The sequence below is a fragment of the Shinella zoogloeoides genome, from assembly GCF_033705735.1.
Taxonomy (GTDB): Bacteria; Pseudomonadota; Alphaproteobacteria; order Rhizobiales; family Rhizobiaceae; genus Shinella; species Shinella zoogloeoides_A.
On the sequence record NZ_CP131130.1, the window covers coordinates 115,569 to 141,561 of the forward strand.

Genomic DNA, 25,993 nt, shown 5'->3' on the forward strand with positions numbered 1-25,993 from the left:
CCATGGAACCGGCGCCGGGAATGACAAGGACAAGAAAGTGCATAAGCCGCTAGACCACCAGAACCGCTTCGACGCCGCCCGCAAGGAGGCCGGCATGCTGGAGCTTGGCGTCTGCTATTACCCGGAACAGTGGCCGCGCGAGAAATGGGATGAGGACGCCCGCCGCATGGCTGAACTCGGCCTTGCCTGGGTGCGCATCGGTGAATTCGCCTGGTCGCATATCGAGCCGCGTTCCGGCACCTTCCACTGGGAGTGGATGGACGAGGCGATCGAGGTGCTCGGCCGCGCCGGCCTCAAGGTCATCCTCGGCACGCCCACGGCCGCCCCGCCGAAATGGCTGGTCGATCTTTACCCGGATATCCTTCCGGTCGATGCGCGCGGCGTCGTGCGCAAGTTCGGCGCGCGCCGGCACTACTGCTTCTCCAGCCGCCGCTACCGGGTGGAGGCTGCTCGCATCACCGAGGCCATGGCGCGCCGCTACGGCGACAATCCCTTCGTGCACGCCTGGCAGACGGACAACGAATACGGCGACCACGACACGATCCACAGCTATTCCGACGAGGCGAAGCGCGCCTTCCGCGAATGGCTCGCCGCGCGCTACGGCACCGTCGAGGCGCTGAACGAGGCTTGGGGCACCCGCTTCTGGAGCATGCATTACAACGGCTTCGAGGAGGTGGACTTGCCGAACAACCTCGTCGAGGAGCCGACGCCGACCCATCTGGTCGATTACTTCCGCTTCTCGTCGGATCAGGTGAAGAGCTTCAACAAGGCGCAGGTGGAGATCATCCGCCGCCATTCGCCGGGCCGCCTCGTCACGCATAATTTCATGAACCAGAACACCGACTTCGATCACTACAAGGTCGGCGAGGATATCGATGTCGCCTCCTGGGACGTCTATCCGATGGGCGGCCTCATCAACGGCCGGCTGAGCGACGAGGAGAAGGCGCGCTACCTGCGTGTTGCCGATCCCGACCAGACGGCGTTCAACCACGATCTCTACCGCGCCGTCGGCAAGGGCCGTGTCTGGGTGATGGAGCAGCAGCCGGGGCCGGTGAACTGGGCGGCCTACAACCAGTCGCCCGCCGACGGCATGGTGCGCCTGTGGACCTGGCTCGCCTATGCCCATGGCGTCGACATGGTCTCCTATTTCCGCTGGCGCCAGGCGCCCTTCGCGCAGGAGCAGTTCCATGCCGGCCTGCTGCTGCCGAACAGCGAGGCCGACCAGGGCTATCTGGAGGTTGCCGAGGTCGCCGCGGAAATGGCGCGCCTGCCGCAAGGCGAGGTTCGTGAAAAGGCAGCGGTCGCCATCATGCTCGATTACGAATCGCGCTATGCCACCCGCGCCCTGCCGCAGGGCAGGGGCTATGCCGCCTCCGCCATCGCGCTCGACTGGTATTCCGCGGTCTCCCGGCTCGGCGTCGATGTCGATTTCATCGGCCAGCATTCCGATCTTTCCGGTTACAAACTGGTGCTCGCACCCGACCTCGTCATCCCCGATGCGGATTTCATTGCCCGGCTAAAGGCTTCCGGTGCCAAGGCGCTGTTCGGCCCGCGCAGCGGCAGCAAGACGCGCGACATGCACATCCCCGCCGACCTGCCACCCGGGCCGCTCGCCGACCTTATCGATTTCCGCGTGACGCGCGTGGAGTCCCTGCCGGATTACCACAGCGAGCCCGTGCGCTACGGCAATGCCAGCCATCCGGTCACCGGCTGGCGCGAGACGATCCGCACCAGCGAGACGGTGCTCGCGACCTTCGAGGGCCCGCACCATACTGGCACCCCGGCAGTGATCGGCAACGAGCGGGCGCGCTATGCCGCCACCCTGCCGCAGGGCGAGTTCCTGATGCGGCTGGTGGGCGACACGCTCGGCTGGGCCGGTGTCGCGAGCCTGCCCGATCTCGGCGACCTCCGGCTTGCCCGCCGCGGCCGCCTGCGCTTCGCCTTCAACTATGGCAGCGCCCCGGCCACCGTGCCGGCCGCTCCCGATGCCGACTTCCTCGTCGGTGCTCGTGAGCTCGCGCCGGTCGGTGTGGCGATCTGGACGGAAGACGGGCGCTGATACCAATCCCGGCCGCTCACTCGGCGGCGGCCGGCATCGCTTCGGGCTGCACCTTCGTCTGTGCCGGGCGGTGGGCCGTCTTGTTCCAGAAGAACGGGTTGCTGTGCAATTCGCGCACGGCGCGCCAGGCGGCTTGCGAGATGAGCAGCCAGTAAAGCGGCGTCAGCAGCCAGCGCGGACCGACCGCCAGCCGCTCGGCCTGCGTCATGCCGATGCGCCCGAGCGCGATGAAGACCGCATAGCTGCCGGCGATATTGGCGAAGTCGAGGGCGAAGAGCGTCAGGTCGAGCGGGCCGACGGTGGCCGCCTCCAGTACGGCGAGGCGCCAGACGATGACGCCGATATAGCCGAGGATCAGCGGATGGGCGAGCGAGGAGAGAATGAGCCCGCCCACCAGCACCTGGAAGACGAGGCTCGGCCCGAGCCCCATCTCCCGCACCAGCTGAGCCGGCTTGCGCATCAGCACCAGCCATGTCTGCAGCCAGCCCTTGAACCAGCGCGTGCGCTGGCCGAGCCAGGTGCGGACCTGCGTCGGCGCTTCCTCGTAGGTCGGCCGGCTGATCACCCCGCAGCGGTAGCCGCGCCGGTAGAGGCGCAGGCCAAGGTCGGCATCCTCGGTGACGTTATAGGGATCCCACCCGCCGACCTCCTGCAGCACCGCGGTGCGGAAATGGTTCGACGTGCCGCCGAGCGGCATCGGCATGCGGGCGGCGGCGAGCCGCGGGAGCAGCACGCGGAAGAGGCCGGCATATTCGACCGCGAAGAGCGCGCTGATCCAGTTCTCCCGCGCATTGGTGATGATCAGCGGCGCCTGGAGGCAGGCGATATGCGCCGGCCCCGCCGTGAAGGTGCGCCAGGCTTCCTCCAGCTGCATCGGGTCGACCCGGTCCTCGGCGTCGTAGATGACGAGATAGTCGCCCCGTGCCGCGCCCAGCGCATAGGCCAGCGCCTTCGGCTTGGTGCGCGGCCGGCCGGGCGGCACCTCCACCACCTCGTATTGCGGGCCGAGCGGCATGGCGGCGAGCGCGTCCAGCGTTTCCCGGTCGTCCGCCTCGCAGATCAGCTTGATATCGAGGCAGGAGGCCGGCCATCGCAGCCGGTCGAGCGTGGCGACAAGCTGCGGCACCACCGCGGCCTCCCGGTAGAGCGCGACGAAGACGGAATAGACCGGCCGCCGGCCAAGCGGCAATGTCGGGCGCGGGCGGTACCTCTCCCACCATTTGGCGAAGAGCGCCACGGCGCGGATGACGACGGTGGCGGAGAAGAAGAGGCCGAGCACGATATGCAGCAGCAACAGCACCGTGCCCGGCTGCGTGAGGAGCAGCATGGCGATGAGCGTGAGCGCGGTGCCGATATAGAACCCCTGCTGCCCCCAGAGCGTGATGCGGGCGCTCGCCTCCGGCGCCGTGCCGAAAAGCTGCTCGACCGTCTCGCGCAGCCGGCGGCCGCGGCCCGCCTGCCAGAGGGCGGCGCGCAGCGCGGTGGGCGTGGTGGCGATCATCCGGGAGCGCATTTCTCCGGAAGCCTGCAGCCTCTCGCGAAGATCGTCGAGCCGCGCCGCGCTCGGCACGATCGCCGTTATCGGCGCGCGGGCCGGCTGGCGCAGCCGCACCATCACCGGCTCGACGAGCTGGCTGTCCACCCCGGGCAGATCCTCGATCTCCTTCGGGTCCAGCACGGGATGGAAGGGCAGGCCGAGGATATCGGCAAGCGCTTCGTAGTAGATGTCGTGCGAGACGGCGCCGCTCGCCAGCACCTCGGCTTCCAGTGTCGTGCCGTTCCGGCCGGCCTGCACCAGCATGGCGGAAATCAGCGGCTTGGAAAGGCCGAGCCGGCGGAAGAGCCGCGCCTCCTCCATGAGGCGGTCGGGCACCTGTCCCTCCTCGGTCGGCGGCAGGACCGTCTCCTGCCGGACACCGATTGCGGTGGCGAAAGCCATGTCGTCGGGATACTCTGCCAGCGTCATGCCGTCCCACCGTCGCTTTCGCGTCGGCGCCCTCCTAAACCCCAAGTTGATTGTAATGTGGCAAAACAGAATTTCATCCCTTAAAATGCATGGGCTTTTTGCGCTCTGCCTGCTGGCGGCGGCGATGAAACCGCTGTCTCTTGCCGCGGAGGAGCGATCGCCGGTCGATCTGCCGATCCTCTTCGACACCCGCGAGCGCATCGCCCGGCCGGACCTTTCCGGCCTCGTCCGGCTGCGCTTCCTGACGACGGTGGACTTCCCGCCGTTCAATTTCATCGACCAGACCGGCAAGCTCGCCGGCTTCCATGTCGATCTCGTGCGCGAGATCTGCCGCGAACTGGCGCTGACGGAGAAGTGCCAGATCCAGGCGGTGACCTTCCCGGAGCTGGAAAAGGCGCTCACCGACGGCAATGGCGAGGCGGTGGCCGCGGGCATCGCTGTCAGCACGCCGCTGCGCGAACGCTTCGCCTTCTCCCGGCCCTTCATGCGCCTGCCGGCGCGCTTTGCCGTCGGCAAGAAGACGCCGCCCCCGGGCGAGACCGCGGCAAGCCTTGCAGGCCGCAAGGTCGGGGTCGTCGCGGTAAGCGCCCATGAGGCGATGCTGAAGGCCTTCTTCCCGAAGATCGAGGCGCAGCCGTTCCCCGACCGGGCGGCGCTGCTTGCGGCGCTGAAGGACGGCAAGGTGGACGCCGTCTTCGGCGACGGCATGCAGCTCGCCTTCTGGACGAGCGGGGCGGACGCGTCCGGCTGCTGCCGCCTGTTCGACGGTCCGTATCTGTCGGAGAAATTCCTCGGCGAGGGGCTGACGATCATGCTGCGCAAGGAGGACACGGCGCTGACCGGTGCGATCGACCACGCGCTGCTTGCGCTTTCGCGGAGCGGTCGCCTGCAGGAAATCTACCTGCGCTACTTCCCGGTCAATCTCTACGGCGGCTGATGGAAGCCTCTACTGGCTCGCCCAGATGATGCGGGCGATCCAGTCGACCTCGTCCATGTCGAAATTGCGGTTGGGATGCTCGGGATTGAGCGAGACGAGCTCGATGCTGCGCGGGCTCTGGCGGTGCAGCACCTTGGCCATCACCTCGCCCTCGCGGGTCTTCACCACGACACGGTCGCCGCGGCGCACCTGCGCGCCCGGCTCGACGATCAGCACGTCGCCGTCGCGGTAGAGCGGCAGCATGCTGTCGCCCTGCACCTCCAGCGCATAGACGCCGGCCTTGCGGTCGGGCGAGGCGGGAAACTCCACCACGTCCCAGCCCTGTCCGGCGGGAAAGCCGCCATCGTCGAAGAAGCCGCCCGCGCCGGCCTGGGCGAAGCCGAGCAGGGGAATGCTGCCGGGCTGCGGCGGAAAGGCGCCCTGCGGCAGGGCCGCGTCGCGGACGGGGTCGGAAAGGGTGAAGAACTCGTCGATGGATGCGCCCGTCGCGTCGAGCACCTTGGCGATCGATTCCGTCGAGGGCCAGCGCTGCCGGCCGTCGACGCCCTGCCGCTTGGATTTGTTGAAGGATGTCGGGTCCAGTCCCGCACGGCGGGCAAGCCCGGACGGGGAGAGCCGATGGCGCTCGGCGAGGGCGTCGATTGCCGCCCAGATCCGGTCGTGGGAGAACATGCTTGCGAAACCCTGCCAAGGCGGCGGACCGGCTGGTGCCGGTCCGAATGGTCGGAAGCATAGCCAAGGACGCCGTCCGAGTAAAGAAAAAAGGATTATTTTCCTGTCTCTGCGCCAGCCGCAGCCTGTTGCGCGCGTCGGCGCGCCACCACGCTTTCCCGCCAGATGGTGAAGATGCCCGCGCCGACGACGATGGCCGAGCCGATGACCGTGTTGAGGTTCAGCGTTTCGCCGAAGACGGAAACGCCGATGATCGCCGCCAGCACCACCTGGAGGTAGGTGAGCGGCTGCACCGCTGCCGCATCGAGGAGGTCGTAGGCGCGGATCAGGAAATAGTGGCTCGACATGCCGGTGATGCACAGCAGCCCCATCCAGAGCCAGTCCGTCGGCGTGAGGCTGGCCCAGAAGAACGGGCCAACGAGCGAGATCGCGACGGCCCCGGCAACGCCGATATAGAAGAAGCTCGTCGAGGCGGGATCGTCGCGGCTGGCAAGCCGGGTCGCGATCACATAGAGGGCGAACATCAGCGCGCCGGCCAGCGGCAGCAGGACGCTGGCGTCGAAGGCGCTGCCGGTGGGGTCGATGACGATCAGCACGCCGCAGAGGCCAACGGCGATGGCCGTCCAGCGCCGCCAGCCGACCCGCTCGCCCAGAAGCGGCATGGACAGCAGCGCCACGAAGATCGGCCCGGAGGAGAGGATCGCCTGCGAATGGGCAAGGCCGACCGTGCTGAAGGCGGTGATGACGACGACGATCTGGAAGGCGAGCAGCACGCCGCGCAGGATCTGCAGCAACGGCCGCTTCGTCGCCGCCGCGGCCCGCAGGCCGCCGGGGCTGCGCGCGCCGAGCACCAGCGCGAAGGCGCCGAAGGCCCAGAAGCGCAGCATGGCGATGAAGACAGGCGGATAGGCGCTGCCGAGATGCTTCGAAATGGCGTCCTGCACGCTGAAGATCATGATCGCGAGCAGGGTGAAGGCATAGCCGAGTCGTTTGGTGTCCATGGTCCGCGCATATACCTCTCCCGCCGCGCTTGCACGCCGGAATTTCAGCGTCTCGGGACATTTCCGGGCCCGGCCGCAGGACACAGGAAAAGTATCCTCTCCCTGCGATTTCCAGCCACTTTCGCAAAACGGCGCGGCGCGCTATCAAGAGGGGCGCGAGGCTGCTTGCGCCTTCGAGGTTCCTTCCGTGCACAAGACCGTCTCTTCCGGCATTCTGCTGACGTCCTTCGCCTATTTCCTGTTTTCCCTGCAGGATGCGTCGGTCAAATGGCTCGTCGTGGCCCTGCCGGTCTGGCAGATCCTCTTCGTGCGCAGCGTGACGATCTTCTCGCTGTGTCTTGCCGTCGGCGGGCGCCCGCTGCTGCGGGATGCGCGCCGCTCGCCGGTGCTCAGGCCGCTCTTCCTGCGCAACCTGCTGCTTCTGGCCGCCTGGCTCTGCTATTATACCGCCGCGCGCGATCTCGGCCTGGCCGAACTGACGACGCTCTACTATGCCTCGCCCGTCGTCATGACGATCCTCTCGGTGCCCATCCTCGGCGAGAAGGTGCCGGGCTACCGGTGGCTCGCCGTCGTCGTTGGCTTCGTCGGCGTGGTCATTGCCTGCGGCATCGCGGCGAGGGGCATCACGCTGTCGCTGCCGGTCTATCTCGCGCTGCAGGCGGCGATCTTCTGGGCCGTCGCCACCGTGCTCCTGCGCAAGACCGCGCTGCACGAGCGCACCCAGGTGCAGATGACCATTTCCAGCGGCTTCTTCATCCTGTTCACCGCGCTCGCCATGCCCTTCGTCTGGCAACCGGTCACCGCCATGGACCTTGCCCTGATGTCCGGAACGGGCCTCATCGCGGGTCTTGGCCAGTTCGCCATGTTCGAGGGCATGCGCCGCGCGCCCGTCTCGGTGCTGGCGCCCTTCGAATATACCTCGCTCGTCTGGGCCTTCGCGCTCGGCTATCTCATCTGGAGCGACGTGCCCGGCTCGAACGTCTTTGCCGGCGCCGCGCTGATCGTTTCCGCCGGCATGATCATCATCGCCCGCGAGCGTCTCGGCGGGCGTTTCCGGCTTCGCGCATGACGGCTAAGTCCGGACCCTACCAAAAGAATCCACTTTGCGTCGTCACGCCCCGTTGCATGCCGCGGGCATAACGATATTGTCGCCTCGTAAACGGCGAGGTGAACCGGGGGAAGGAATGCCGATATCGAACGCCGCCTTCGTGCGCTCGACCATCGTTCTGCTGCTCGCCGGCATGATCGCGCTGCTCGGCATCGTCGGCACGTCGCTCTGGCTCGCGGCCAAGGTGGAAACCTATTTCACCGGCTTCATCGAGCTGCGCGAGGTGCGCAGCGCGGCGGCCGACCTGCTGTCGACGCTGCAGGACGCCGAAACCGGCCAGCGCGGCTTCGTCATCACCCGCGATCCGAATTTCCGCGAGCCCTATGACGAGGCGCTGAAGGCCGTCGCCGAACGTCAGCAGGCGCTTGCCGAGAAGGCCGCCCGCTTTCCGCATTACGAGGAGCGCGTTCCCGACATAAAACGTCTCGTCTCCGAGAAGCTGGCCGAACTGGCCGGCGTCGTGGAGGCTGTCGAGCAGGGCCGGGCCGACGATGCGATCAACGAGGTCAGGACCGACCGCGGCCGCCTGCTGATGGACCAGCTGCGCGAGCAGCTCGGTGCCATCATGGAGGACGCCGACGGCCGGCTGCAGGAGAGCGTCGCCGATACGCTCTGGTCGGCCGGCGCGCTGAAATGGACGACGGTGATCGGCGCCATCGCCATCATCGGCGTGCTGGGCGGGGCGATCGTGGTCATCGCGCAATATACCCGCGACATCATCGTCGCCCGCCGCGAGGTCGAGACGCTGAACGCGACCCTCGAAAAGCGGGTGGACGAGCGCACCGAGGAGCTGATCCGCGCCAACCAGGAGGTCCAGCGCTTCGCCTATATCGTGACCCACGACCTGCGCGCGCCGCTCGTCAACATCATGGGCTTCACCAGCGAGCTGCAGGCCTCGCTCTCCGCCATCCAGGCCTATGTGCTGGCGGACGGCAAGGCGCCGAGCGAGGCCGACATCATCGAGGCGCGCCGCGCCGCCGCCGAGGACCTGCCGGAGGCGATCGGCTTCATCCGCTCCTCCACCAAGAAAATGGACGGGCTCATCAACGCCATCCTGAAGATCTCGCGCGACGGGCGGCGGGAACTCAAGATCGAGCGGGTGGACCTCCGGGCGCTGGCCGAGACGGGCGCGGCGGCGGTCGGCCATCAGGTCGGTGAAGCGGGCGGCGTCGTCACCATCGACCGCAACCTGCCGACGGTGGTTTCCGACCGGCTGTCGCTGGAGCAGGTCTTCGGCAACCTCTTCGACAATGCCATCAAGTACCAGTCGCCGGACCGGCCGCTGCGCATTTCCGTCGCGGCGCGCAATGCGGGCCGGGCCGGCTTCTTCATCGATTTCACCGACAACGGCCGCGGCATCGCGCCGGACGACCATGAGCGCGTCTTCGAGCTTTTCCGCCGCTCGGGAACGCAGGACAAGCCGGGCGAGGGCATCGGCCTTGCCCATGTGCGTTCACTGATGCGCAATCTTGGCGGTGATATCGTGGTCAGATCCGAACTCGGGCAGGGGACGACCTTCGTGCTTCGTCTGCCGCCCGACCTCAGCAAGGTTGTCAGGAGTATGCAGGCATGAACGGTTTGGGCAAGGAAGTCACCATCGTGATGGTCGAGGACGACGAGGGCCATGCGCGCCTCATCGAGAAGAACATCCGCCGTGCCGGCGTGCACAACGAGATCGTGCCCTTCACCAACGGCACCGAGGCGCTCGACTTCGTGCTCGGCAAGGACCGCAGCGGCCTTTCCAGCGCCGGCAAGTTCCTGCTGATCCTGCTCGACCTCAATCTGCCGGACATGTCGGGCATCGACATCCTGCAGAAGATCAAGTCCAACATCCACACCAAGCGCCTGCCGGTCGTTATCCTCACGACGACCGACGACGAGCGGGAAATCCAGCGCTGCTACGATCTCGGCGCCAATGTCTACATCACCAAGCCGGTCGAATATGAAAGCTTCGCCCATGCGATCCGCCAGCTCGGCCTGTTCTTCTCCGTGATCCAGATTCCCGAGACGCAATAAATGAGGGAAGGCCCCGTCCGCATCCTCTATATCGACGACGATCCCATCCTCGCCCGGCTCGCCCAGCGGGCGCTGGGCCGTCTCGGCTATGAGGTGCTGCATGCCGAAGAGGTCGAGCGCGGCCGCGAAATGCTGGCCGAGGAGCGTTTCGACGCCATCGTGCTCGACCATTTCCTGAAGGCCGGCACGGGCCTTTCCTTCCTCAAGGAGCTCGCCGATGCGCCGGACCCGGTGCCGGTGGTCTATGTCACCGGCTCCAACGACGCGCAGGTCGCCGTCGAGGCGCTGAAGGCGGGGGCGGCCGACTATGTCATCAAGTCGGTCGGCGACGATTTCATGCCGCTCCTGGCCAATGCGCTCGGCCAGGCGCTGGAAAACGCCGAGCTGCGGCGCGCCAAGCTGAAGGCCGAGAAGGAGATCCGCGCCGCCAAGGAGCGCGCCGAGATCCTGCTGGCCGAGGTGAATCACCGCGTCGGCAATTCGCTGGCGCTCGCCGCCGCCCTCATCCGCCTGCAGATGTCGAGCGCCCCCGACGGAGCGGTCAAGGAGGCGCTGTCGGAAACGCAGGCGCGCATCACCGCCATCGCCGGCATCCATCGCCGCCTCTACACCTCCGAGGACGTGCGCCATGTCGACATGGGCGCCTATCTCTCGACGCTGCTTTCCGAGCTCGACGCCTCGATAAAGGGGGACGGCCGCAACATCCGCCTCAACCGCACGCTGGAGCCGCTGCATGTGCCGACCGACCGGGCCGTCTCGCTCGGCGTCATCGTGACGGAACTCGTCACCAACGCCTTCAAATATGCCTATGGCGAGACCGGCGGCGAGGTGCGCGTCGGCTTCACTCGCCTCGATGGCGAGAACGCCGTCCTCTTCGTGGAGGATGACGGCATTGGCTGGCGCGGCGAGGGCCCGGTGCGCGGCACCGGCCTCGGTTCGAAGATCATCAGCGCCATGGCCGGAAGCCTCGACACCAAACTCGACTATGCCGCCCGCGCCATCGGCACGCGCGCCGAAATGCGGGTGCGCGTGGCGGAAGTACCGGGAGCGGCCTAGCGAGCCTCGCGCCCATCCGCATGGGCGCGTGGTTTCCCTCGCGCGGTGGACGGCTTCTCCCCTGCAATACCTCTATCCACGCGGCGGCTTCGCCCGTGGCTTGTCAAAGAGCATCGGACGGGGCGCTGGAAGCTGCCTCATCTTAGATAGTTTAGTGTGGCACCTTTCAGCGCCCCGTTCAGCGGTTTTTGCCCGCGACTTGGGTCCCTCTGCAAAGGCAGAAGACCGGGATGTTGCTCGCCGGTTTCCGGCATGGGCCTTTCCGTTTTTGCATCCGCCCCGCGCTCCATGGCGAAACGGACGGAAGGGGGCTCCTTCCGGACGGTACCCATCCCGGCGGACGATGCCGACGCATCCGCCGTCTCCTGCCCCCTTGTGTGCCGCACAGGCACGCCCGGCGCGCCGTTCGGGGCGTGAAGCGAAAGGGTCGGTCCGATGCCCTGCCGCTTCCCCCGTGTCGCCGGAGGGGGACCATTTTCCGCGAGCCCGGTGCGAGAGGTTCTGCGTCTTCCCCTCCCGTCCCGCGCCGATCCCGCCTCGTTGCAACGCCTTGCAGTGTATCCGTGGCGGGATGGGGGGATTGTAGGCACAGGTTTGGGGGGCGGGGAAAGGGCGGGGGTGTTTTCCCTGGAAGTGAGGGGGTGCCGTGCCGCGCGAATCCTCGGTTCGAGCCCGAGAATGACGCAAGAAGAAAGGGGCGAGGGCGAAACGCAACGTCGCCTATGCCGCACCGTTCAGTGGACGGGAACCGCCTCGTCCCCTCCGTCTTGAGCCGAGGGTCCACGGCCGCAGGCGCTTTCCATGATGACATTTGAAGGCATGTCGTGCAGACGCTCGGGGTGAGCCTCAGGGGCAATAGTCACCTGTCTCCCCATGACGGCAGTCCATCCGGACACGCGGCGGCCCTATACCTTGTCGGCGGCGGCGGTCTTCCGGCCCTTGCGGGGGGTGGGGGCGGGCTCTTTCGTCTGCTGGTCGAGGCGCATGGCGCGCAGGCGGGCCGTCTTCGCCTCGCGGGCGTTGGTCTCCTGCGCGATGATGCCCCGCGCGGTGTCGTCGGTCCTTGCCGCCTTGTCCTGCGCGGACAGCTTGGCGGGCTTGAAGAATTCTTCCTTGGTTGCGGTCATGCTCTCTGCCCTCCCGGGGCGATGGCCGGGGACGGACGGGCTCTGCGAGGCCGTCCGTCCGGCGGCAATTCATGCGGCGCCGGATGCCCGGCGTGGCAGGCGCGAGGCCGGAGCGCTCCGCTTTTCGAAAAAGCGAGCAACGCTCCGGAACCCGGCATTGGCCGGAATGGTGCTAGCGGGTGCGGGCCGCCTTGCGGGGCGCGGGCAGGAGCCCCTCGCGCTGCATCTTCTTGCGGGCGAGCTTGCGCTGGCGGCGAATGGCCTCGGCCTTTTCGCGGGCACGCTTTTCCGACGGCTTCTCATAGGCGCTGCGGGCCTTCATCTCGCGGAAAAGGCCTTCGCGCTGCATCTTCTTCTTCAGGACGCGAAGCGCCTGGTCGACATTGTTATCTCGAACGAGAACCTGCAATGGATGTCCTTTCTCTTGCGGCCGGGGCCGCGCTGGGTTGAAACGGGCCTTGCAGCCGTGCTGTCCGGCTATCTGCCGACACGGATGCTCGACGGTTTCAGCCAGGAGCCCGCCTTGCCGGGGGACGCCGGGCTGTCGCAGGACACCGGCACGGCGCTCTCGGCCGTATCGATGTCGCTATGCACGATGCGCCGCTCGAAGGTCTCGCCTTCGCGCCGCACGCGATACTGGACTTCGCCATGGTCTGCGGGCAGCAGGCTGACGATGCGGCATGTCCGCTCGCCCGCCGGACTGCGGGACAGGCCGGCCCTCAGGACGATCCGGTCGCCGATGGCATAGGTTTTCCGGCTCATGACGCTTCTCCTTCGCGGATGCCGCTGGGGCGCTTCCGCTATTCTTCGAATTGCAAAACCGCTGCGCACTTTTGCTGGAATTGCTCCAATGCGCATGCCTGCGCGAATTCCCGGGCGGGTAGCGGAAATAAAAAGGCCGGGGCGTGACCCCGACCTCTCCCGTCATTCGACTCTCTGCTGCCAGTACATCCGTGGTCAGCGAAGAGGAACGACAATCTTCTTCAAGCGGCGCGAAGGTTGTCGGCCGAGTTCTTGCCGGACTTGCGGTCGCGGACGATCTCGTAGCTGATCTTCTGGCCTTCGGCGAGCGAGCCGAGGCCTGCACGCTCGACAGCCGAGATGTGCACGAAGACGTCGGTCGTGCCGTCATCGGGCTGGATGAAGCCGAAACCCTTGGTGCTGTTGAACCACTTTACGGTGCCTGAATTCATAACGATATCCTTTCCATCGCTAGTGTAATCGGACGATATTTTGTCCGTTATTGATCGATCTTGAAAGGAAATCTGACAGAGCTTTTCAGCTCGAAGACAAAGGTCGCAAGCAGTTTTCGATATGTTCTATATAGGGTTTATTTCGAAAAGCGCAATGGCGGGCCGGGATTTTTCTGAAAGGACCCGGAAACCCGCCCGAAAATACGGCCCATTTCAAAGGCTCCGTCGCAGTATTATTTTCACAACTTGAAGATGATGCAAGCAAAAAGGGCGGCGCCAGGCCGCCCTTTCGCGTTGCAAGCTGTCGCGTGGTCAGGCCGCCTGCTTCGTCCCGGCGGTAAAGCGGCTGTAGAAGGTCTCGCCCTTGGCGGCCATGTCCTTGAGGAGCGGCGTCGGCTGGAAGTGGCTGCCGTATTTTGCGGCAAGCTTCTCGCAGAGCGCGACGAAGGTCTTCACGCCCATGCCGTCGATGTAGGAGAGCGTGCCGCCGGTATAGGGCGCAAAGCCGAAGCCGAGGATGGAGCCGACATCGGCCTCGCGCGGATCGGTGACGATGCCCTCTTCCATGGTGCGGGCCGCTTCCAGAGCGATGGTGACGAGCAGGCGCTCCTTGATCACCTTGATATCGACATCGTCGGGCTTCTGCTGCGGATAGAGGTCCTTCAGGCCCGGCCACAGCTTCTTTTTCGCCGGCTTCGGCGGGTAGTCGTAGAAGCCCTTGCCGGCCTTGCGGCCGAGACGGCCTTCGCCTTCCACCAGCTTCGTGACCAGCTCCATGTGGCGCGGATCGACGGATTCGGCGCCGAGATCGGCGATGGAGGCCTTGAAGATCTTGTAGGACAGATCGACGGCGACCTCGTCGTTGAGCGACAGCGGGCCGACCGGCATGCCGGCCATCTTGGCGGCATTCTCGATCATCGCCGCAGGCACGCCTTCGATCAGCATGTCATAGGCCTCGCCGATATAGCGGAAGACGCAGCGGTTGACGTAGAAGCCGCGCGTGTCGTTGACGACGATCGGCGTCTTCTTGATGGCCGCGACATAATCGAGCGCGGTGGCGAGCGCCTTGTCGCCCGTCTCCTTGCCGAGGATCACTTCCACCAGCATCATCTTGTCGACCGGCGAGAAGAAGTGGATGCCGATGAACTGGTTCGGGCGCCTGGAGTTCTTGGCAAGGCCGGTGATCGGCAGGGTCGAGGTGTTGGAGGCGAAGATCGCGTCCTCGCGCAGCACGGCCTCGATCTTTTCCGTCACGTCCTTCTTGACGTTGCGGTCCTCGAAGACGGCCTCGATGACGAGGTCGGCGTCCGCAAGGTTCGCGTAATCAGGCGTCGGGGTGATGAGGGACAGCAGCTTCTCGCCGTCTTCCTTCGACATGCGGCCCTTGCCGATGGCGCCGGTGACGAGGCCTTCGGAATGCGCCTTGCCCTTGTCGGCAGCCTCCTGATCGCGGTCGATCAGCACGACCGGGATGCCGGCGGCAGCGGTGACATAGGCGATGGAAGCGCCCATGAAGCCGGCGCCGACGACGGCGACCTTCTTGAACTCGGCCTTCGGCACGCCGGCCGGGCGGCGCGCGCCCTTGCCGAGTTCCTGCATGGAGATGAACAGCGACCGGATCATCGAGAAGGCTTCGGTCGTCTGGAGGATGTAGGTGAAGTAACGCTGCTCGATCTTCAGGCCCGTCTCGAAGGGAACCTGCAGGCCTTCATAGACGCACTTCAGGATGGCGAGCGCGCCCGGATAGTTGCCCGCGGTCTCGCGGCGCAGGATCGCCGGGGCGGCCGGCCAGAGCTGCGCGGAAGCCGGCGTCCAGATGCCGCCGCCGGGCGCCTTGAAGCCCTTCTCGTCCCAGGGCTGCACGGGCTTGAGGCCGTCCTTGATCATCTGCTTTGCGGCAGGGATGAGCTGGTCGGGTTCGACGACCTGATGCACGAGGTTCATCGCCTTGGCGCGCGCGCCCGTCAGCGAGGAGCCGGTCGTCATCATCTGCAGGGCGTCCTGCGCATTGGCAAGGCGCGGCACGCGCTGGGTGCCGCCGGCGCCGGGGAAGATGCCGACCTTGACTTCAGGCAGTGCGATCTTGACCGACTTGGCGTTGGAGGCGACGCGGCCGTGGCAGGCGAGCGACATTTCGAAAGCGCCGCCCATGCAGGTGCCGTTGATGGCGGAGACCCACGGCTTGCCCGAGGTCTCCAGCTTGCGGAACAGCCAGGTCATGCGGCCGGTGGCGTCGAACAGCTTCTGCACGGCAGTTGCCGGATCGGTCGCCTCGGCGTCCTTCAGGAGATCGAAGCTCGCCTTGATCATCGAGAGATCGGCGCCGCCCGAGAAGGAGGACTTGCCCGACGTGATGACTGCGCCCTTGATGGCGGCATCGGCCACGACCTGGTCGATGATCCTGTCGAGTTCGTCCATCACCTCGACGGTGAAGACGTTCATCGACTTCTCGGGCATGTCCCAGGTGACCAGCGCAATGCCGTCGGCGTCGGTCTCGATGGTGAAGTTCTTGTATGCGCTCATGGTTTTCTCCCCCTCAGTAGAGAATGGGTTCGATCTGCAGCGAGGCCTTGCCCCGGCCGCTATATCCCTGTTTCGTCGTGTTGGTGGCGATGAGGCGGCCGTGCCGCTCGAGACGGACGGTGAAGCCTGGATCGACCGCCCTGCGCAGCGCCGAACGCTTCACCCGCATCGAAAAGCGGATGGAATGCCGGTCGCCCTTGCTGATGACGGTGATCGCGGCGATGCCCCGCGCCGGCGCGTCCATGATGCCCTGCTCCTCCAGCCGGATCGTCAGGCGGCCGGGCGGAATGGCGCCCTTGGCTGCATAGGTGACAGTGCCCGACAGCACGAAGCTGTCGCTCGCCTCGGCCGAGGAGGCGATGAGACCGGCCCCGATGAGGGTCAGAAAGCTGCGGCGTGTCGTCGGGTTCGTCATGATCAGACCCGTTCGACGATCGTCGCCGTGCCCATGCCCGCGCCGATGCAGAGCGTGACGAGGGCAACGTTGAGATCGCGGCGCTCCAGTTCGTCGAGCACGGTGCCGAGGATCATCGCGCCGGTCGCGCCGAGCGGGTGGCCCATGGCGATGGCGCCGCCGTTGACGTTCATCTTGTCGTGCGGGATGTCGAAGGCTTGGCAGTAGCGCAGCACAACGGCGGCGAAGGCTTCGTTCAGCTCGAAGAGGTCGATGTCGGAGAGCTTCATGCCGGTGCGGGCGAGCAGCTTTTCCGTGACGTCAACCGGGCCGGTCAGCATCAGCGCCGGGTCGGAGCCGATATTGGCGAAGGCCTTGATGCGGCCGCGCGGCTTCTTGCCGAGGATGTTGCCGCCTTCCTTGGAGCCGAGCAGCACGGCGGCCGCGCCGTCGACGATGCCCGAGGAATTGCCGGCATGGTGCACGTAGTTGATGCCTTCGATTTCCGGATGGGCCTGGATGGCGACGGCTTCGAAGCCGCCCATTTCGCCGGGCATCTGGAAGGAGGGCTGGAGCTGGGCGAGCGCCTGCATGTCGGTGCCCGGCCGCATGTGCTCGTCATGGGCGAGGATCGTCAGGCCGTTGATGTCCTTCACCGGCACGACGGAATTCTTGAAGTAGCCGTTCTGCCAGGCATGGGCGGCACGCTTCTGGCTCTCGACGGCATAGGCGTCGACGTCGTCGCGGGAAAAACCGTATTTGGTGGCGATCAGATCGGCCGAAACGCCCTGCGGCATGAAATAGGCCGGGAAGTTGACCGAGGGGTCCATGAACCAGGCGCCGCCCGACATGCCCAAGCCGACGCGAGACATGCTCTCCACACCGCCCGCGATGACGATGTCGTCGGCGCCCTGCGCGATCTTGGCCGCGCCGAAGTTCACGGCATCGAGGCCGGAGGCGCAGAAGCGCGAGATCTGCATGCCCGGCGCGCGGTTCGAATAGCCGGCCTCGAAGGCGGCGGCCTTGGGGATGACGGCGCCGGCATCCATGACCGGATCGACGCAGCCCATGACGATGTCGTCGACCTTGTTGGTATCCAGCCCGTTGCGGTCGCGCACCGCTTCCAGCACCTTGGCGGCGAGGCGGACGGACGGCACTTCGTGCAGCGAACCGTCCTTCTTGCCGCGCCCGCGCGGGGTGCGCACGTGATCGTAGATGAAGACGTCGGTCATTGGTCTCTTCTCCCTGCGGCGCGTCGCGCCTTAGAATTCATGGCTCGCGGCTTGCGACTGTAGCCCCTCGCCCCGCATTCGGGGAGAGGGGTGGAAAGCGTCAGAACGCCTCGGCGGCAAGTTCCATCGTCGTGTCCGCGCCGGCCTCGATGCGGGTCTTGCGCAGGCCCGTTTCCGGCATCAGGCGCTCCATGAAGAACTTTGCCGTGATCAGCTTGTTCTTCAGGAAGTCTTCGCGCTCGCCCGCGCCGTTCGCAAGGCCCTCTTCCGCGGCCTTGGCGATCTTCGCCCACATGTAGCCGATGACGACGAGGCCGAAGAGGTGCATGTAGTCGGTCGAGCCGGCGCCGGCATTGTCGGGCTTGGCCATGGCGTTCTGCATGAACCACATGGTTCCGGCCTGCAGGTCGTTCAAGCCCTTCTTGAGGGCCTTGGTGAAGGGGGCGAGCTTCTCGTCGCCGCGGTTCTCCTCGCAGAAATCGCCAATTTCCTTGAACAGCGCCATGACGGCGCGGCCGCCGTTCATGCCGAGCTTGCGGCCGACGAGGTCGAGCGCCTGGATGCCGTTGGCGCCTTCGTAGATCATGGCGATGCGCGCGTCGCGCACATACTGGCTCATGCCGTGCTCTTCGATATAGCCGTGGCCGCCGAAGACCTGCTGGGCCATGACGGCATGGTCGAAGCCCTTGTCAGTCAGCACGCCCTTGAGGATCGGCGTCATCAGGCCGAGGATATCGTCGGCGGACTGGCGTTCCGTCTCGTCGGCGGAGCGATGGGCGATGTCGGATTTCAGCGCCGTCCAGAGCGTGAAGGCACGGCCGCCCTCCGTCCAGGCCTTGATGGTCATCAGCGCGCGGCGGATGTCGGGATGCACGATCAGCGGATCGGCCTTGCCATCGGGGTTCTTGACGCCGGAGAGCGAACGGCCCTGCAGGCGCTCGCGGGCATAGTTGGCGGCGTTCTGGTAGGCGACTTCGGCAATCGACAGGCCCTGCAGGCCGACGCCGAGGCGCGCTTCGTTCATCATCACGAACATGGCGTTGAGGCCCTTGTTCTCCGTGCCGATGAGGAAGCCCTTCGCCTCGTCATAGTTCATGACGCAGGTGGCGTTGCCGTGGATGCCCATCTTGTGCTCGATGGCGCCGCAGGAGACCGTGTTACGCTCGCCCGGCGTGCCGTCGTCCTTGAGGACGTATTTCGGCACGATGAAGAGCGAGATGCCCTTGGTGCCCTCCGGCGCGCCCTCGATGCGGGCGAGGACGAGGTGCACGATGTTCTCCGACATGTCGTGCTCGCCGGCGGAGATGAAGATCTTCTGGCCGGAAATCTTGTAGGAGCCGTCCGCCTGCGGCACGGCCTTGGTGCGCAGGAGCCCGAGGTCGGTGCCACAATGCGGCTCCGTCAGGTTCATCGTGCCGGTCCAGGTGCCTTCCACCATCTTCGGCAGGTAGGCGGCCTTCTGCTCGTCGGAGCCGTGCACGAGGATCGCGGCGATCGCGCCCTGCGTCAGGCCGGGATACATGGTCAGCGCCATGTTGGCCGAGGACATGTATTCACCGACGGCGGTGTGCAGCACATAGGGCAGGCCCTGGCCGCCGAATTCCTCCGGCACGGCAAGGCCGATCCAGCCGCCCTGGCGATAGAGGTCATAGGCCTCCCCGAAGCCCTTCGGCGTTACCACCGTGGCATCGTCGTTGCGCCTGCAGCCTTCCTGGTCGCCGGAAAGGTTGACGGGGAACAGCACCTCCTCGGCGAGCTTGGCCGCCTCGCCGGCAATCGCCTCCAGCATGTCGCCCGTCGCGTCGGCAAAGCCGGGCAGGTTGTTGTAGCGCTCCAGCGACAGGACGTCGTTCAGGATGAAAAGCGTGTCATTCACGGGGGCCTTGTAGATCGGCATTTCTCGCGTTCCTCACCTATGCCACGGACAGGAGTCCGGTCCTTGGGGGAGGAGTGTATAAAACTTTGACGTTTGCGTAAACGTCAAAAGGTGGCGGCGCGTTGAATTTTTCGTCGCAGGGAGAGGAGGGGAGCATATGAGGCCGGGCTCCTTGCTTGCCGACGTTCCCCAAGGGAAGTCCGCCACCCATGGCAAGGCGCCGGCCACACCCTCCTTCTCCCCGCTTGCGGGGAGAAGGTGCCGGCAGGCGGATGAGGGGCCGCCCCGGTTTTCCACTCTCTCTGCAGGGGGATGTGCTGCCTGCCCCTCATCCCGCTGCCGCGACCTTCTCCCCGCAGGCGGGGAGAAGAGGGGGGTGCGCGCCTTCGTCCCTAAGCAAATCGTGACGGCTGCAACCTCCCCACGTCCCGCAACCGTTCATCTTTCCCTCTCCGGGACCAGTCTATGAGCAAATCGTTAAAAAATTTCCGGTCGAGTTAACCCCTTGTTTACCACGTTTCATGAATTGTGGCGCTTGAGGGCGTGGGATCGGGAATCATTTCGGCTCCCCTCTGTGAGACCCGGGCGGACGGTCCGGGCGACAACAGGGACGATACGGTTTTCCGCCACAACGCAGGAAGAGCGCAGCCGGGCGGGCAGCGCTTTCAAGGGTATCTCCCGACGGGCCGACGGCCGTCAAAGCGAGGCGAAAGATGAACGGATCGCGAAACCCGCAACGTCAAGGCGAACGCTCTTCGCTCGACGCGCTCAATCGCACCATCGAGGGGCTGGAAGCCCGCATCGAGGGCCTGATGGCGAACAGCCGGGATGCGCGCGGGCGCGGCGAGGAGCGCTTTGCGCCCCGCACCGAGCAGGCCCGCTCCGAACAGATCCGCCCCGAGCCGTCGCGCTACGAGCCGGCGCGCGCCATGCCGCTGCGCGAAGATCCCGTTTCCGAAATCGTGCAGCGCCAGCGCGCCATCGAGGGCAGCCGCGAGCGCGTCGCCCAGCGCATCGAGCGCCGCCCGCTCTCTGCCGATCACCACGCCGCCGCCCAGCACGCCTACACCGCCTTCGGCGGCCAGCCGGCCGCAGCGCCCGCCCGCGCCGACAGTTCCGTGCAGGATATCGCCCGCTCGCTCGTCTCGCTCCGCCAGGATCTCAAGAAGGATATCGCCGAGGGCCTCGAACGCGAGATGCAGTCGCTGCGCTCGGAAATCCGCGGCATCCGCCAGATGGCCGAGGGCCGCGGCAATGGCGACGACCTGCGCGAGGAACTGCACCGCCTTTCCGCCGGCATCAGCCAGCTTGGCCGCCAGTCGGGCCATACGGAAGGCCTGCGCGTCGAGTTCGATGCGCTGCGCTCCGTGCTCGACGGGCTTGCCCGCGAGGATTCCGTGCGCCGCATGGAAGATCGCTGGAACGGCGTCGAAGAGAAGCTTTCCGTCTTCGACCAGAGCCGCGACGACGAGCTGGTGGCGCTCGCCTACCGGCTCGACGAATTGAAGAACCAGATCAACGGCATGAGCGCGACGCCCGCCATCCGTGCGCTGGAGGACAAGATCGAATCGATGGTGCATGCCGTCGACATGATCGCCCGCCAGGGCGCGCCGGACGACGGACGCTTCGTTTCCGCCGTCGCCTCGCAGTTCGAGGGGCTGGATGCCCGCCTCGACGAGATCAGCCGCGCCATCGCCGCCGCCGGCCGCATGCAGCAGTCGTCCTTCGCCGACCAGGGCATGATGCAGCGCCTCGAAGGCCGCATAGCCGATCTCGCCGGCCAGATCGACCTCATCGCCCACCGCCCCGCGCCCGCCGACCAGAACCTCTCCGCCCGCATCGAGGCGCTGGCAGGGCGCATCGAGGACCTGTCGAACGAGCGCACGGCGCTGCGCCTCGAAGAGCGCATCGAGCACCTGTCGCAGATGCTGGAGCAGGGCCAGCAGGCCGCCCCCGCCCTCGTCGGCGGCGACGAGCTTGCCTATTACCTCTCCGACATTTCCCGCAAGATCGACGCGCTCGACCAGGGCAGCGTCAACAACGAGCTTGCCGGCCGTCTGGATGCGCTCGCCCGCCGCATCGACACGCTGGATACGCCCGTCGGCAGCCCCTTCCAGGAAGACCGTTTCTCGCGCCTCGAAGGCCGCCTCTCGGATATCGCCGACCGGCTCGACGCGACCCGCGCGGCGCCTGCCGGCGACCACGAGGCACTGCGCAGCCTGGAGGCGCAGATCGCGCATCTCTCCACGCTGATCAGCACGCCCTCCGCCGCTGCCGTCGCCGCCATGCCCGCGGAATTCGAGAACCGGATCGCCACCATCGAAGACTATATGGCGACCAATGACGAATATATCGTCGAGGCGGCCCGCCAGGCGGCGGAAGCCGTCATGGAGGCCTATCGCCACGCCGGCCCCGCCTCCGCCGCCAATACCGACATGGAAGCGATCGCCGGCCTTGCGAACGACCTTCGCGCGCTGGAGGAACTGACCCGCGCCGGCGAGGAGCGCACCGCCCGCACCTTCGACGCCCTGCACGATACGCTGGTGCAGATCGCCGGCCGCCTCGAACAGCTCGACGCCCCGCGCGAAACCTTCGGTCGCCGCGAGGCCGCCCAGCCGCGCGCCGAAATGCCCCGCGCGGAGATGCCGGCCATGGGCTTCGGCGCCGATGCCGGCCTTCACCGCAACGACTACCCTTTTGACGACGACGCCTTCGGCGCCGCCGAGCTGAAGGCGGAGATCGCCGCGCCCGAGGAGGAAAGCCGCTTCGCCGAGATCGAGGTCGAGCATATTCCCGCGCCCGTGCGTGCCGAGGCAGGGGATGCCGTTGCCGAGGAGGCCGTGGCGCTTGCCGGCGATATCGCCGAAGCCCAGCCCAGGGCGGGCCTGCTCGCCGGCCTGAAGCGCCGCTTCGCACCCGGCCGCAAGGATGTGGCCCCGCAGGCCGAGCGCCAGCAGATCGATCCGGCGCCCTCCATCGATCCCGTCGACGAGCTGGCGCCGGAAGAGGCGAACCAGCTTCTGGAGCCGGGCTCCGGCGTGCCGGACGTGCGCCGCATCCTCGAGCGTGTCCGCGCCGGTCAGGCCGCGGGCAGCCGTGCCGCTCCCGGCAGCGAAGGCGAGAAGGCGGACTTCATCGCCGCCGCCCGCCGCGCCGCCAAGCTCGCCGCCGAGGAAACCGACACGATCTCCCGCGTCGCACCGGCCAGAAAGCCGGAAAAGGCGGCCAAGGGCGACACGCCGGCCGCCACTTCCGCCTTCGCGCGCCACCGCCGCCCGATCCTGCTTGCCGTCGGCGCCGTGCTGCTTGCCATCATGTCCTACCCGCTGGTCAACACGCTGGTCCGCGGCGACGAGGCCCCGGCCGTCGTGGAGCAGGCCGCCGTCAAGGAAGAGGTAAAGCCCGCCGCGACGACGGACGGTGCCGACAAGGCCGTGACCGCGAACATTGCCGCAGCGCCCGTCGCCGGGGAAAAGGTCGTGACCGATCCCGCGCCGGCCGGCACGGAGGGCGAGCGCAGCCTCGCCGCGCCCGAAAAGGCGACGGATGACGGCGCATCCCTTCAGGTGACGCCGCTCCAGACGAAGGGCGCCGACGCCCTGACGACACCCCTTGCCGCGAATGACGATGCCACCGCCGGCTTCGAGCCGCTGACGACGCCGGAAACCGTGCCGCTCGCCGGCAAGGATGCCAAGGCCGGTGCGGAAGAGGCCGCGCCGCTCGGCGCCGCGCAGACGGCGGCCATTGCCGTGCCGGAAGCGATCACGCCCGCCTCGCTCTCCAAGGCCGCGACGGAAGGCGATCCGCTGGCGCTGTTCGAGATCGGCGCGCGCTACACGGAAGGCCGCGGCGTCGCCACCGACCTCAAGGAAGCCGCGCGCTGGTACGCGCTTTCGGCCGACCGCGGCTTCGCGCCGGCCGAATACCGCCTCGCCAACCTCTACGAGAAGGGCCAGGGCGTCGAACTCGACCTTGCCCGGGCACGCAAGCTTTACGAGGACGCAGCCGGCAAGGGCAATGCGAGCGCCATGCACAATCTCGCCGTCCTGCTGGCGACGGGCTCGGGCGATGTCGCGCCGGACTTCAACGGGGCCGCCAAATGGTTCCAGAAGGCATCCGAGCTCGGCGTGCGCGACAGCCAGTTCAACCTCGCCATCCTCTATGCGCGCGGCAACGGCGTGAAGCAGGATCTGGAAGAATCCTACAAGTGGTTCGCCATCGCCGCCCGCGACGGCGACCACGACGCCGCCGAAAAGCGCGATGAGGTGGCCAATGCCATGAAGCCGGAGCAGCTCTCCAGCGCCAAGGCCAAGGTCGACCTCTGGAAGCCGCAGGCGCTCGACGAGAAGGCAAACTCGGCCGATCTGCCGGACGAATGGGTCGGCAAGCCGGTGAAGACCGCCAGCGTCGACATGAAGAAGGCCATCCGCAACATCCAGGCCATCCTCAACAACAACGGCTTCAACGCCGGTACGCCGGACGGCGAGATGGGCAAGAAGACCGTCTCCGCCATCAAGGCCTTCCAGAAGTCCGTCGGCCAGAAGGAAACCGGCGAGATCGACGACGCGCTCGTCACCGAGCTTCTGAAGCGCAACAAGCAGCCGGGCTGACCGGCGCATCGCCGGAGGCCCGCCAGGTGGTGCCTCCGGTCACGTCTCTCTCGATCCAAAGGGCATGACGCCCGCCCATGGCGCCCGCACGTCGCTCACGATGTGCGACGGGCGCCGGGGCAATTTGATCCGCTGCATGTTTTCATCCTTAAATCGGCCCCGATTTGCGGATTATGCAATAGAAAATTCATGTCGCTCCAAGATGATAACGCCAGGAAGAAACGTCATCATCCGAAAGGGCTGAGGCACGCGCCGCCATGGCTGCGTTCCAGAACCGGTCCTTGCCGGATGCAAGGCGCGGCCGGCCGCCGAGGGGCACTCCCTTTGCGGCGGGGCGCTTCGTCGTATTCGCTGCCTGCCGAAGAGGAGCCGCGGCAGGGGCGGGAAGGGGTGAAGGCGGCTGCCGAGTATCGTTTGACGCAAGTCCGGAGGCGAGCCGCTTCGCGCGTCCGCCGGAATTGCCTGGGCTTCCGCGCAAGCGGGAATTGCCGATCGGGGTATTGTTGTGACTGTCTATCTGCCCATCGCAGAGCTTTCGGTGAATATCTTCATCATTCTCGGCATGGGCGCGGCCGTCGGCTTCCTTTCCGGCATGTTCGGCGTCGGCGGCGGCTTCCTCATCACGCCGCTCCTCATTTTCTACAACATCCCCCCGGTCGTCGCGGTGGCGACAGGCGCCAACCAGGTCGTCGCCTCGTCGATCTCGGGCGCATTGTCGCATTTCCGGCGCGGCACGCTGGACGTCAAGCTCGGCGCGGTCCTTCTCGTCGGCGGCCTCACGGGGGCGACGGTCGGTATCTGGATCTTCGCGCTGCTGCGCAGCGTCGGCCAGCTCGATCTCGTCATCTCGCTGCTCTATGTCGTGCTGCTCGGCACGGTCGGCACGCTGATGCTGCTCGAGAGCATCCGCGCCATGCGCCGCTCGGCCAACAACCAGCCCGTCTCGCTGCGCCGGCCCGGCCAGCATAGCTGGGTGCACCGCCTGCCGCTGAAGATGCGCTTCAAGAAGTCGAAGATCTATCTGTCCGTCATCCCGGTGATCGGGCTCGGCTTCTGCATCGGCATCCTCACCTCGGTCATGGGCGTCGGCGGCGGCTTCATCATGGTGCCGGCGATGATCTATCTCCTGCGCATCCCGACCAATGTCGTCGTCGGGACCTCGCTGTTCCAGATCATCTTCGTCACCGCCTATACGACCGTCGTGCAGGCGACGACCAACTATTCCGTCGACATCGTGCTCGCCTTCATCCTGATGGTGGCCGGCGTCATCGGCGCGCAATACGGCGTGCGCGTCGGCCAGAAGCTGCGCGGCGAGCAGCTGCGCGCGCTGCTCGCGCTGCTCGTCCTTGCCGTCGGCGCCCGCCTTGCGGTCGACCTCGTCGTCACGCCGGCCGACATCTATTCCATCGTCAGCGAGGGGGTCTATCGATGAGAGCCCTCGCGACGCTCCTCTTCGTCCTTGGCCTTGCCCTTCCCGCCGGCGCGCAGGTGCTGGAGGACAGGCCGGTGGAATTTCCCGAGAAGCTGGAGATCGGCATCTCGACGGACGAGATCGCCATCTCGTCGGATTTCCGCGGCGCGGACCTGACGATCTTCGGCGCCATCGAGGGCTACGATCCCGCGCTTCTCGCCCAGAGCAAGTACGACATCGTCGTGGCGCTGGAAGGGCCGAAGGACAACAATACGGTGCGCATCAAGGAGCGCGTCTTCGGCATCTGGGTCAACCGCCGCTCCATGACCTTCGAACTGGTGCCGGAATCCTATTCGCTGTCGAGCACGCGGGACGTCGAGACCATCGCCGAGCCCGCCATGCTCAACGGCGTCGGCGTCGGCATCCAGCATATCCGCCTCTCGCCCATCGGCTATGTCGGCGACGGCTCGAAGCTCACCGAGTTCCGCGACGCCTTCCGCCGCCTCAAGGAAAGCGGCGGCTTCTACCAGCGCGATCCCGGCGGCGTGCAGTTCATCAGCGCCAGCCTGTTCAAGGCGACGGTCAAGCTGCCGGCCAACGTGCCGAACGGCACCCATGTCGTGCGTGCCCACCTTTTCCGCGATGGCGTGTTCATCGCGGAGAAGGCGCTGCCGCTGCGCGTGATGAAGACCGGCATCGAGCAGATGATCTCCAATGCCGCCTACAACAATTCGCTGGCCTACGGCCTCTTCTCGGTGCTGCTCGCTCTCCTGACGGGCTGGCTCGCCAGCGTCGTCTTCCGCAAGGACTGA

General features: G+C 66.5%; 20 protein-coding genes. 9 read left to right on the top strand and 11 right to left on the bottom strand.

Translation table 11 applies throughout. The annotated features are described in order from the left end of the window. Positions 1-37: 37 nt before the first annotated feature. Complete coding sequence (locus ShzoTeo12_RS00570) at positions 38-2,059, top strand: beta-galactosidase (RefSeq protein ID WP_413251109.1); 2,022 nt, start codon at positions 38-40, stop codon at positions 2,057-2,059. A 16-nt stretch (positions 2,060-2,075) separates the two neighbouring features. On the opposite strand, the gene ShzoTeo12_RS00575 is transcribed toward ShzoTeo12_RS00570, so the two are convergent. Continuing rightward, complete coding sequence (locus ShzoTeo12_RS00575) at positions 2,076-4,025, bottom strand: glycosyltransferase family 2 protein (protein ID WP_318910792.1); 1,950 nt, start codon at positions 4,023-4,025, stop codon at positions 2,076-2,078. 55 nt (positions 4,026-4,080) lie between these two features. Between ShzoTeo12_RS00575 and ShzoTeo12_RS00580 the strand changes: the two genes are divergently transcribed. After that, on the top strand, positions 4,081-4,962 hold the full coding sequence (locus ShzoTeo12_RS00580; RefSeq protein ID WP_318910794.1) for a transporter substrate-binding domain-containing protein: 882 nt from the start codon (positions 4,081-4,083) through the stop codon (positions 4,960-4,962). A 9-nt stretch (positions 4,963-4,971) separates the two neighbouring features. Here the strand turns inward: ShzoTeo12_RS00580 and ShzoTeo12_RS00585 are convergent, their stop codons facing one another. Both ShzoTeo12_RS00585 and ShzoTeo12_RS00590 read right to left on the bottom strand, forming a co-directional pair. Beyond that, the gene (locus ShzoTeo12_RS00585) at positions 4,972-5,634 is read right to left on the bottom strand and encodes a helix-turn-helix transcriptional regulator (RefSeq protein WP_119257523.1); all 663 of its coding nucleotides are present in this window, start codon (positions 5,632-5,634) and stop codon (positions 4,972-4,974) included. A 95-nt stretch (positions 5,635-5,729) separates the two neighbouring features. Continuing rightward, positions 5,730-6,635, bottom strand: coding sequence for a DMT family transporter (locus tag ShzoTeo12_RS00590; RefSeq protein WP_318910797.1), 906 nt, complete (start codon positions 6,633-6,635; stop codon positions 5,730-5,732). Between the two features lie 187 nt (positions 6,636-6,822). On the opposite strand from ShzoTeo12_RS00590, the gene ShzoTeo12_RS00595 reads away from it, so the two are divergent. The 4 genes from ShzoTeo12_RS00595 (at position 6,823) to ShzoTeo12_RS00610 (ending at position 10,815) form a co-directional block, all read left to right on the top strand. Next, positions 6,823-7,704: a DMT family transporter gene (locus ShzoTeo12_RS00595; protein WP_119257525.1), complete on the top strand. Its 882-nt coding sequence runs from the start codon at positions 6,823-6,825 to the stop codon at positions 7,702-7,704. A 115-nt stretch (positions 7,705-7,819) separates the two neighbouring features. Beyond that, on the top strand, positions 7,820-9,316 hold the full coding sequence (locus ShzoTeo12_RS00600) for a sensor histidine kinase (protein ID WP_318910799.1): 1,497 nt from the start codon (positions 7,820-7,822) through the stop codon (positions 9,314-9,316). After that, positions 9,313-9,759: a response regulator gene (locus ShzoTeo12_RS00605; protein WP_119257527.1), complete on the top strand. Its 447-nt coding sequence runs from the start codon at positions 9,313-9,315 to the stop codon at positions 9,757-9,759. The genes ShzoTeo12_RS00600 and ShzoTeo12_RS00605 overlap by 4 nt, the downstream gene beginning before the upstream one ends. After that, the gene (locus ShzoTeo12_RS00610; RefSeq protein WP_318910801.1) at positions 9,760-10,815 is read left to right on the top strand and encodes a sensor histidine kinase; all 1,056 of its coding nucleotides are present in this window, start codon (positions 9,760-9,762) and stop codon (positions 10,813-10,815) included. A 905-nt stretch (positions 10,816-11,720) separates the two neighbouring features. On the opposite strand, the gene ShzoTeo12_RS00615 is transcribed toward ShzoTeo12_RS00610, so the two are convergent. The 8 genes from ShzoTeo12_RS00615 to ShzoTeo12_RS00650 form a co-directional block, all read right to left on the bottom strand. Beyond that, positions 11,721-11,942 (bottom strand): hypothetical protein, encoded by a 222-nt coding sequence (locus ShzoTeo12_RS00615; protein ID WP_318910803.1) that lies wholly within the window; start codon positions 11,940-11,942, stop codon positions 11,721-11,723. A gap of 172 nt (positions 11,943-12,114) precedes the next feature. Continuing rightward, the gene (rpsU, locus tag ShzoTeo12_RS00620) at positions 12,115-12,351 is read right to left on the bottom strand and encodes a 30S ribosomal protein S21 (protein ID WP_119257530.1); all 237 of its coding nucleotides are present in this window, start codon (positions 12,349-12,351) and stop codon (positions 12,115-12,117) included. A 68-nt stretch (positions 12,352-12,419) separates the two neighbouring features. Continuing rightward, a complete protein-coding gene (locus tag ShzoTeo12_RS00625) occupies positions 12,420-12,704 on the bottom strand; it encodes a cold-shock protein (protein ID WP_119257531.1) in 285 nt (94 codons plus the stop codon). 221 nt (positions 12,705-12,925) lie between these two features. Next, a complete protein-coding gene (locus ShzoTeo12_RS00630; RefSeq protein WP_119257532.1) occupies positions 12,926-13,135 on the bottom strand; it encodes a cold-shock protein in 210 nt (69 codons plus the stop codon). Between the two features lie 312 nt (positions 13,136-13,447). Next, positions 13,448-15,658: an FAD-dependent oxidoreductase gene (locus tag ShzoTeo12_RS00635; RefSeq protein ID WP_318910804.1), complete on the bottom strand. Its 2,211-nt coding sequence runs from the start codon at positions 15,656-15,658 to the stop codon at positions 13,448-13,450. Positions 15,659-15,671: 13 nt separating this feature from the next. Further along, a complete protein-coding gene (locus tag ShzoTeo12_RS00640; RefSeq protein WP_318910805.1) occupies positions 15,672-16,073 on the bottom strand; it encodes a YbaY family lipoprotein in 402 nt (133 codons plus the stop codon). Positions 16,074-16,075: 2 nt separating this feature from the next. Beyond that, entirely contained in the window at positions 16,076-17,284 is a 1,209-nt protein-coding gene (locus ShzoTeo12_RS00645; RefSeq protein WP_119257536.1) for an acetyl-CoA C-acetyltransferase, read from the bottom strand. A 100-nt stretch (positions 17,285-17,384) separates the two neighbouring features. Continuing rightward, complete coding sequence (locus ShzoTeo12_RS00650; protein ID WP_318910806.1) at positions 17,385-19,181, bottom strand: acyl-CoA dehydrogenase C-terminal domain-containing protein; 1,797 nt, start codon at positions 19,179-19,181, stop codon at positions 17,385-17,387. Between the two features lie 692 nt (positions 19,182-19,873). Here ShzoTeo12_RS00650 and ShzoTeo12_RS00655 point away from each other — a divergent pair. The 3 genes from ShzoTeo12_RS00655 to ShzoTeo12_RS00665 all read left to right on the top strand — a co-directional run bounded on the left by ShzoTeo12_RS00655 (position 19,874) and on the right by ShzoTeo12_RS00665 (position 25,993). After that, positions 19,874-23,770, top strand: a complete 3,897-nt coding sequence (locus ShzoTeo12_RS00655; RefSeq protein WP_318910807.1) for a peptidoglycan-binding protein — start codon at positions 19,874-19,876, stop codon at positions 23,768-23,770. A 505-nt stretch (positions 23,771-24,275) separates the two neighbouring features. Beyond that, positions 24,276-25,202, top strand: a complete 927-nt coding sequence (locus tag ShzoTeo12_RS00660; protein ID WP_119257541.1) for a sulfite exporter TauE/SafE family protein — start codon at positions 24,276-24,278, stop codon at positions 25,200-25,202. Then, positions 25,199-25,993: a TIGR02186 family protein gene (locus tag ShzoTeo12_RS00665; protein WP_119257542.1), complete on the top strand. Its 795-nt coding sequence runs from the start codon at positions 25,199-25,201 to the stop codon at positions 25,991-25,993. Before ShzoTeo12_RS00660 ends, ShzoTeo12_RS00665 begins: the two co-directional genes overlap by 4 nt.

Excerpts from the sequence above, each read along its gene's own strand:
- ShzoTeo12_RS00645 (WP_119257536.1), bottom strand. The coding sequence starts at position 17,284 with ATGACCGACGTCTTCATCTACGATCACGTGCGCACCCCGCGCGGGCGC.
- ShzoTeo12_RS00635 (WP_318910804.1), bottom strand. The coding sequence starts at position 15,658 with ATGAGCGCATACAAGAACTTCACCATCGAGACCGACGCCGACGGCATT.
- ShzoTeo12_RS00630 (WP_119257532.1), bottom strand. The coding sequence starts at position 13,135 with ATGAATTCAGGCACCGTAAAGTGGTTCAACAGCACCAAGGGTTTCGGC.
- ShzoTeo12_RS00665 (WP_119257542.1), top strand. The coding sequence starts at position 25,199 with ATGAGAGCCCTCGCGACGCTCCTCTTCGTCCTTGGCCTTGCCCTTCCC.
- ShzoTeo12_RS00575 (WP_318910792.1), bottom strand. The coding sequence starts at position 4,025 with ATGACGCTGGCAGAGTATCCCGACGACATGGCTTTCGCCACCGCAATC.
- ShzoTeo12_RS00615 (WP_318910803.1), bottom strand. The coding sequence starts at position 11,942 with ATGACCGCAACCAAGGAAGAATTCTTCAAGCCCGCCAAGCTGTCCGCG.
- ShzoTeo12_RS00625 (WP_119257531.1), bottom strand. The coding sequence starts at position 12,704 with ATGAGCCGGAAAACCTATGCCATCGGCGACCGGATCGTCCTGAGGGCC.
- ShzoTeo12_RS00610 (WP_318910801.1), top strand. The coding sequence starts at position 9,760 with ATGAGGGAAGGCCCCGTCCGCATCCTCTATATCGACGACGATCCCATC.
- ShzoTeo12_RS00655 (WP_318910807.1), top strand. The coding sequence starts at position 19,874 with ATGAACGGATCGCGAAACCCGCAACGTCAAGGCGAACGCTCTTCGCTC.
- ShzoTeo12_RS00590 (WP_318910797.1), bottom strand. The coding sequence starts at position 6,635 with ATGGACACCAAACGACTCGGCTATGCCTTCACCCTGCTCGCGATCATG.
- ShzoTeo12_RS00600 (WP_318910799.1), top strand. The coding sequence starts at position 7,820 with ATGCCGATATCGAACGCCGCCTTCGTGCGCTCGACCATCGTTCTGCTG.
- ShzoTeo12_RS00640 (WP_318910805.1), bottom strand. The coding sequence starts at position 16,073 with ATGACGAACCCGACGACACGCCGCAGCTTTCTGACCCTCATCGGGGCC.
- ShzoTeo12_RS00650 (WP_318910806.1), bottom strand. The coding sequence starts at position 19,181 with ATGCCGATCTACAAGGCCCCCGTGAATGACACGCTTTTCATCCTGAAC.
- ShzoTeo12_RS00605 (WP_119257527.1), top strand. The coding sequence starts at position 9,313 with ATGAACGGTTTGGGCAAGGAAGTCACCATCGTGATGGTCGAGGACGAC.
- ShzoTeo12_RS00585 (WP_119257523.1), bottom strand. The coding sequence starts at position 5,634 with ATGTTCTCCCACGACCGGATCTGGGCGGCAATCGACGCCCTCGCCGAG.
- ShzoTeo12_RS00580 (WP_318910794.1), top strand. The coding sequence starts at position 4,081 with ATGTGGCAAAACAGAATTTCATCCCTTAAAATGCATGGGCTTTTTGCG.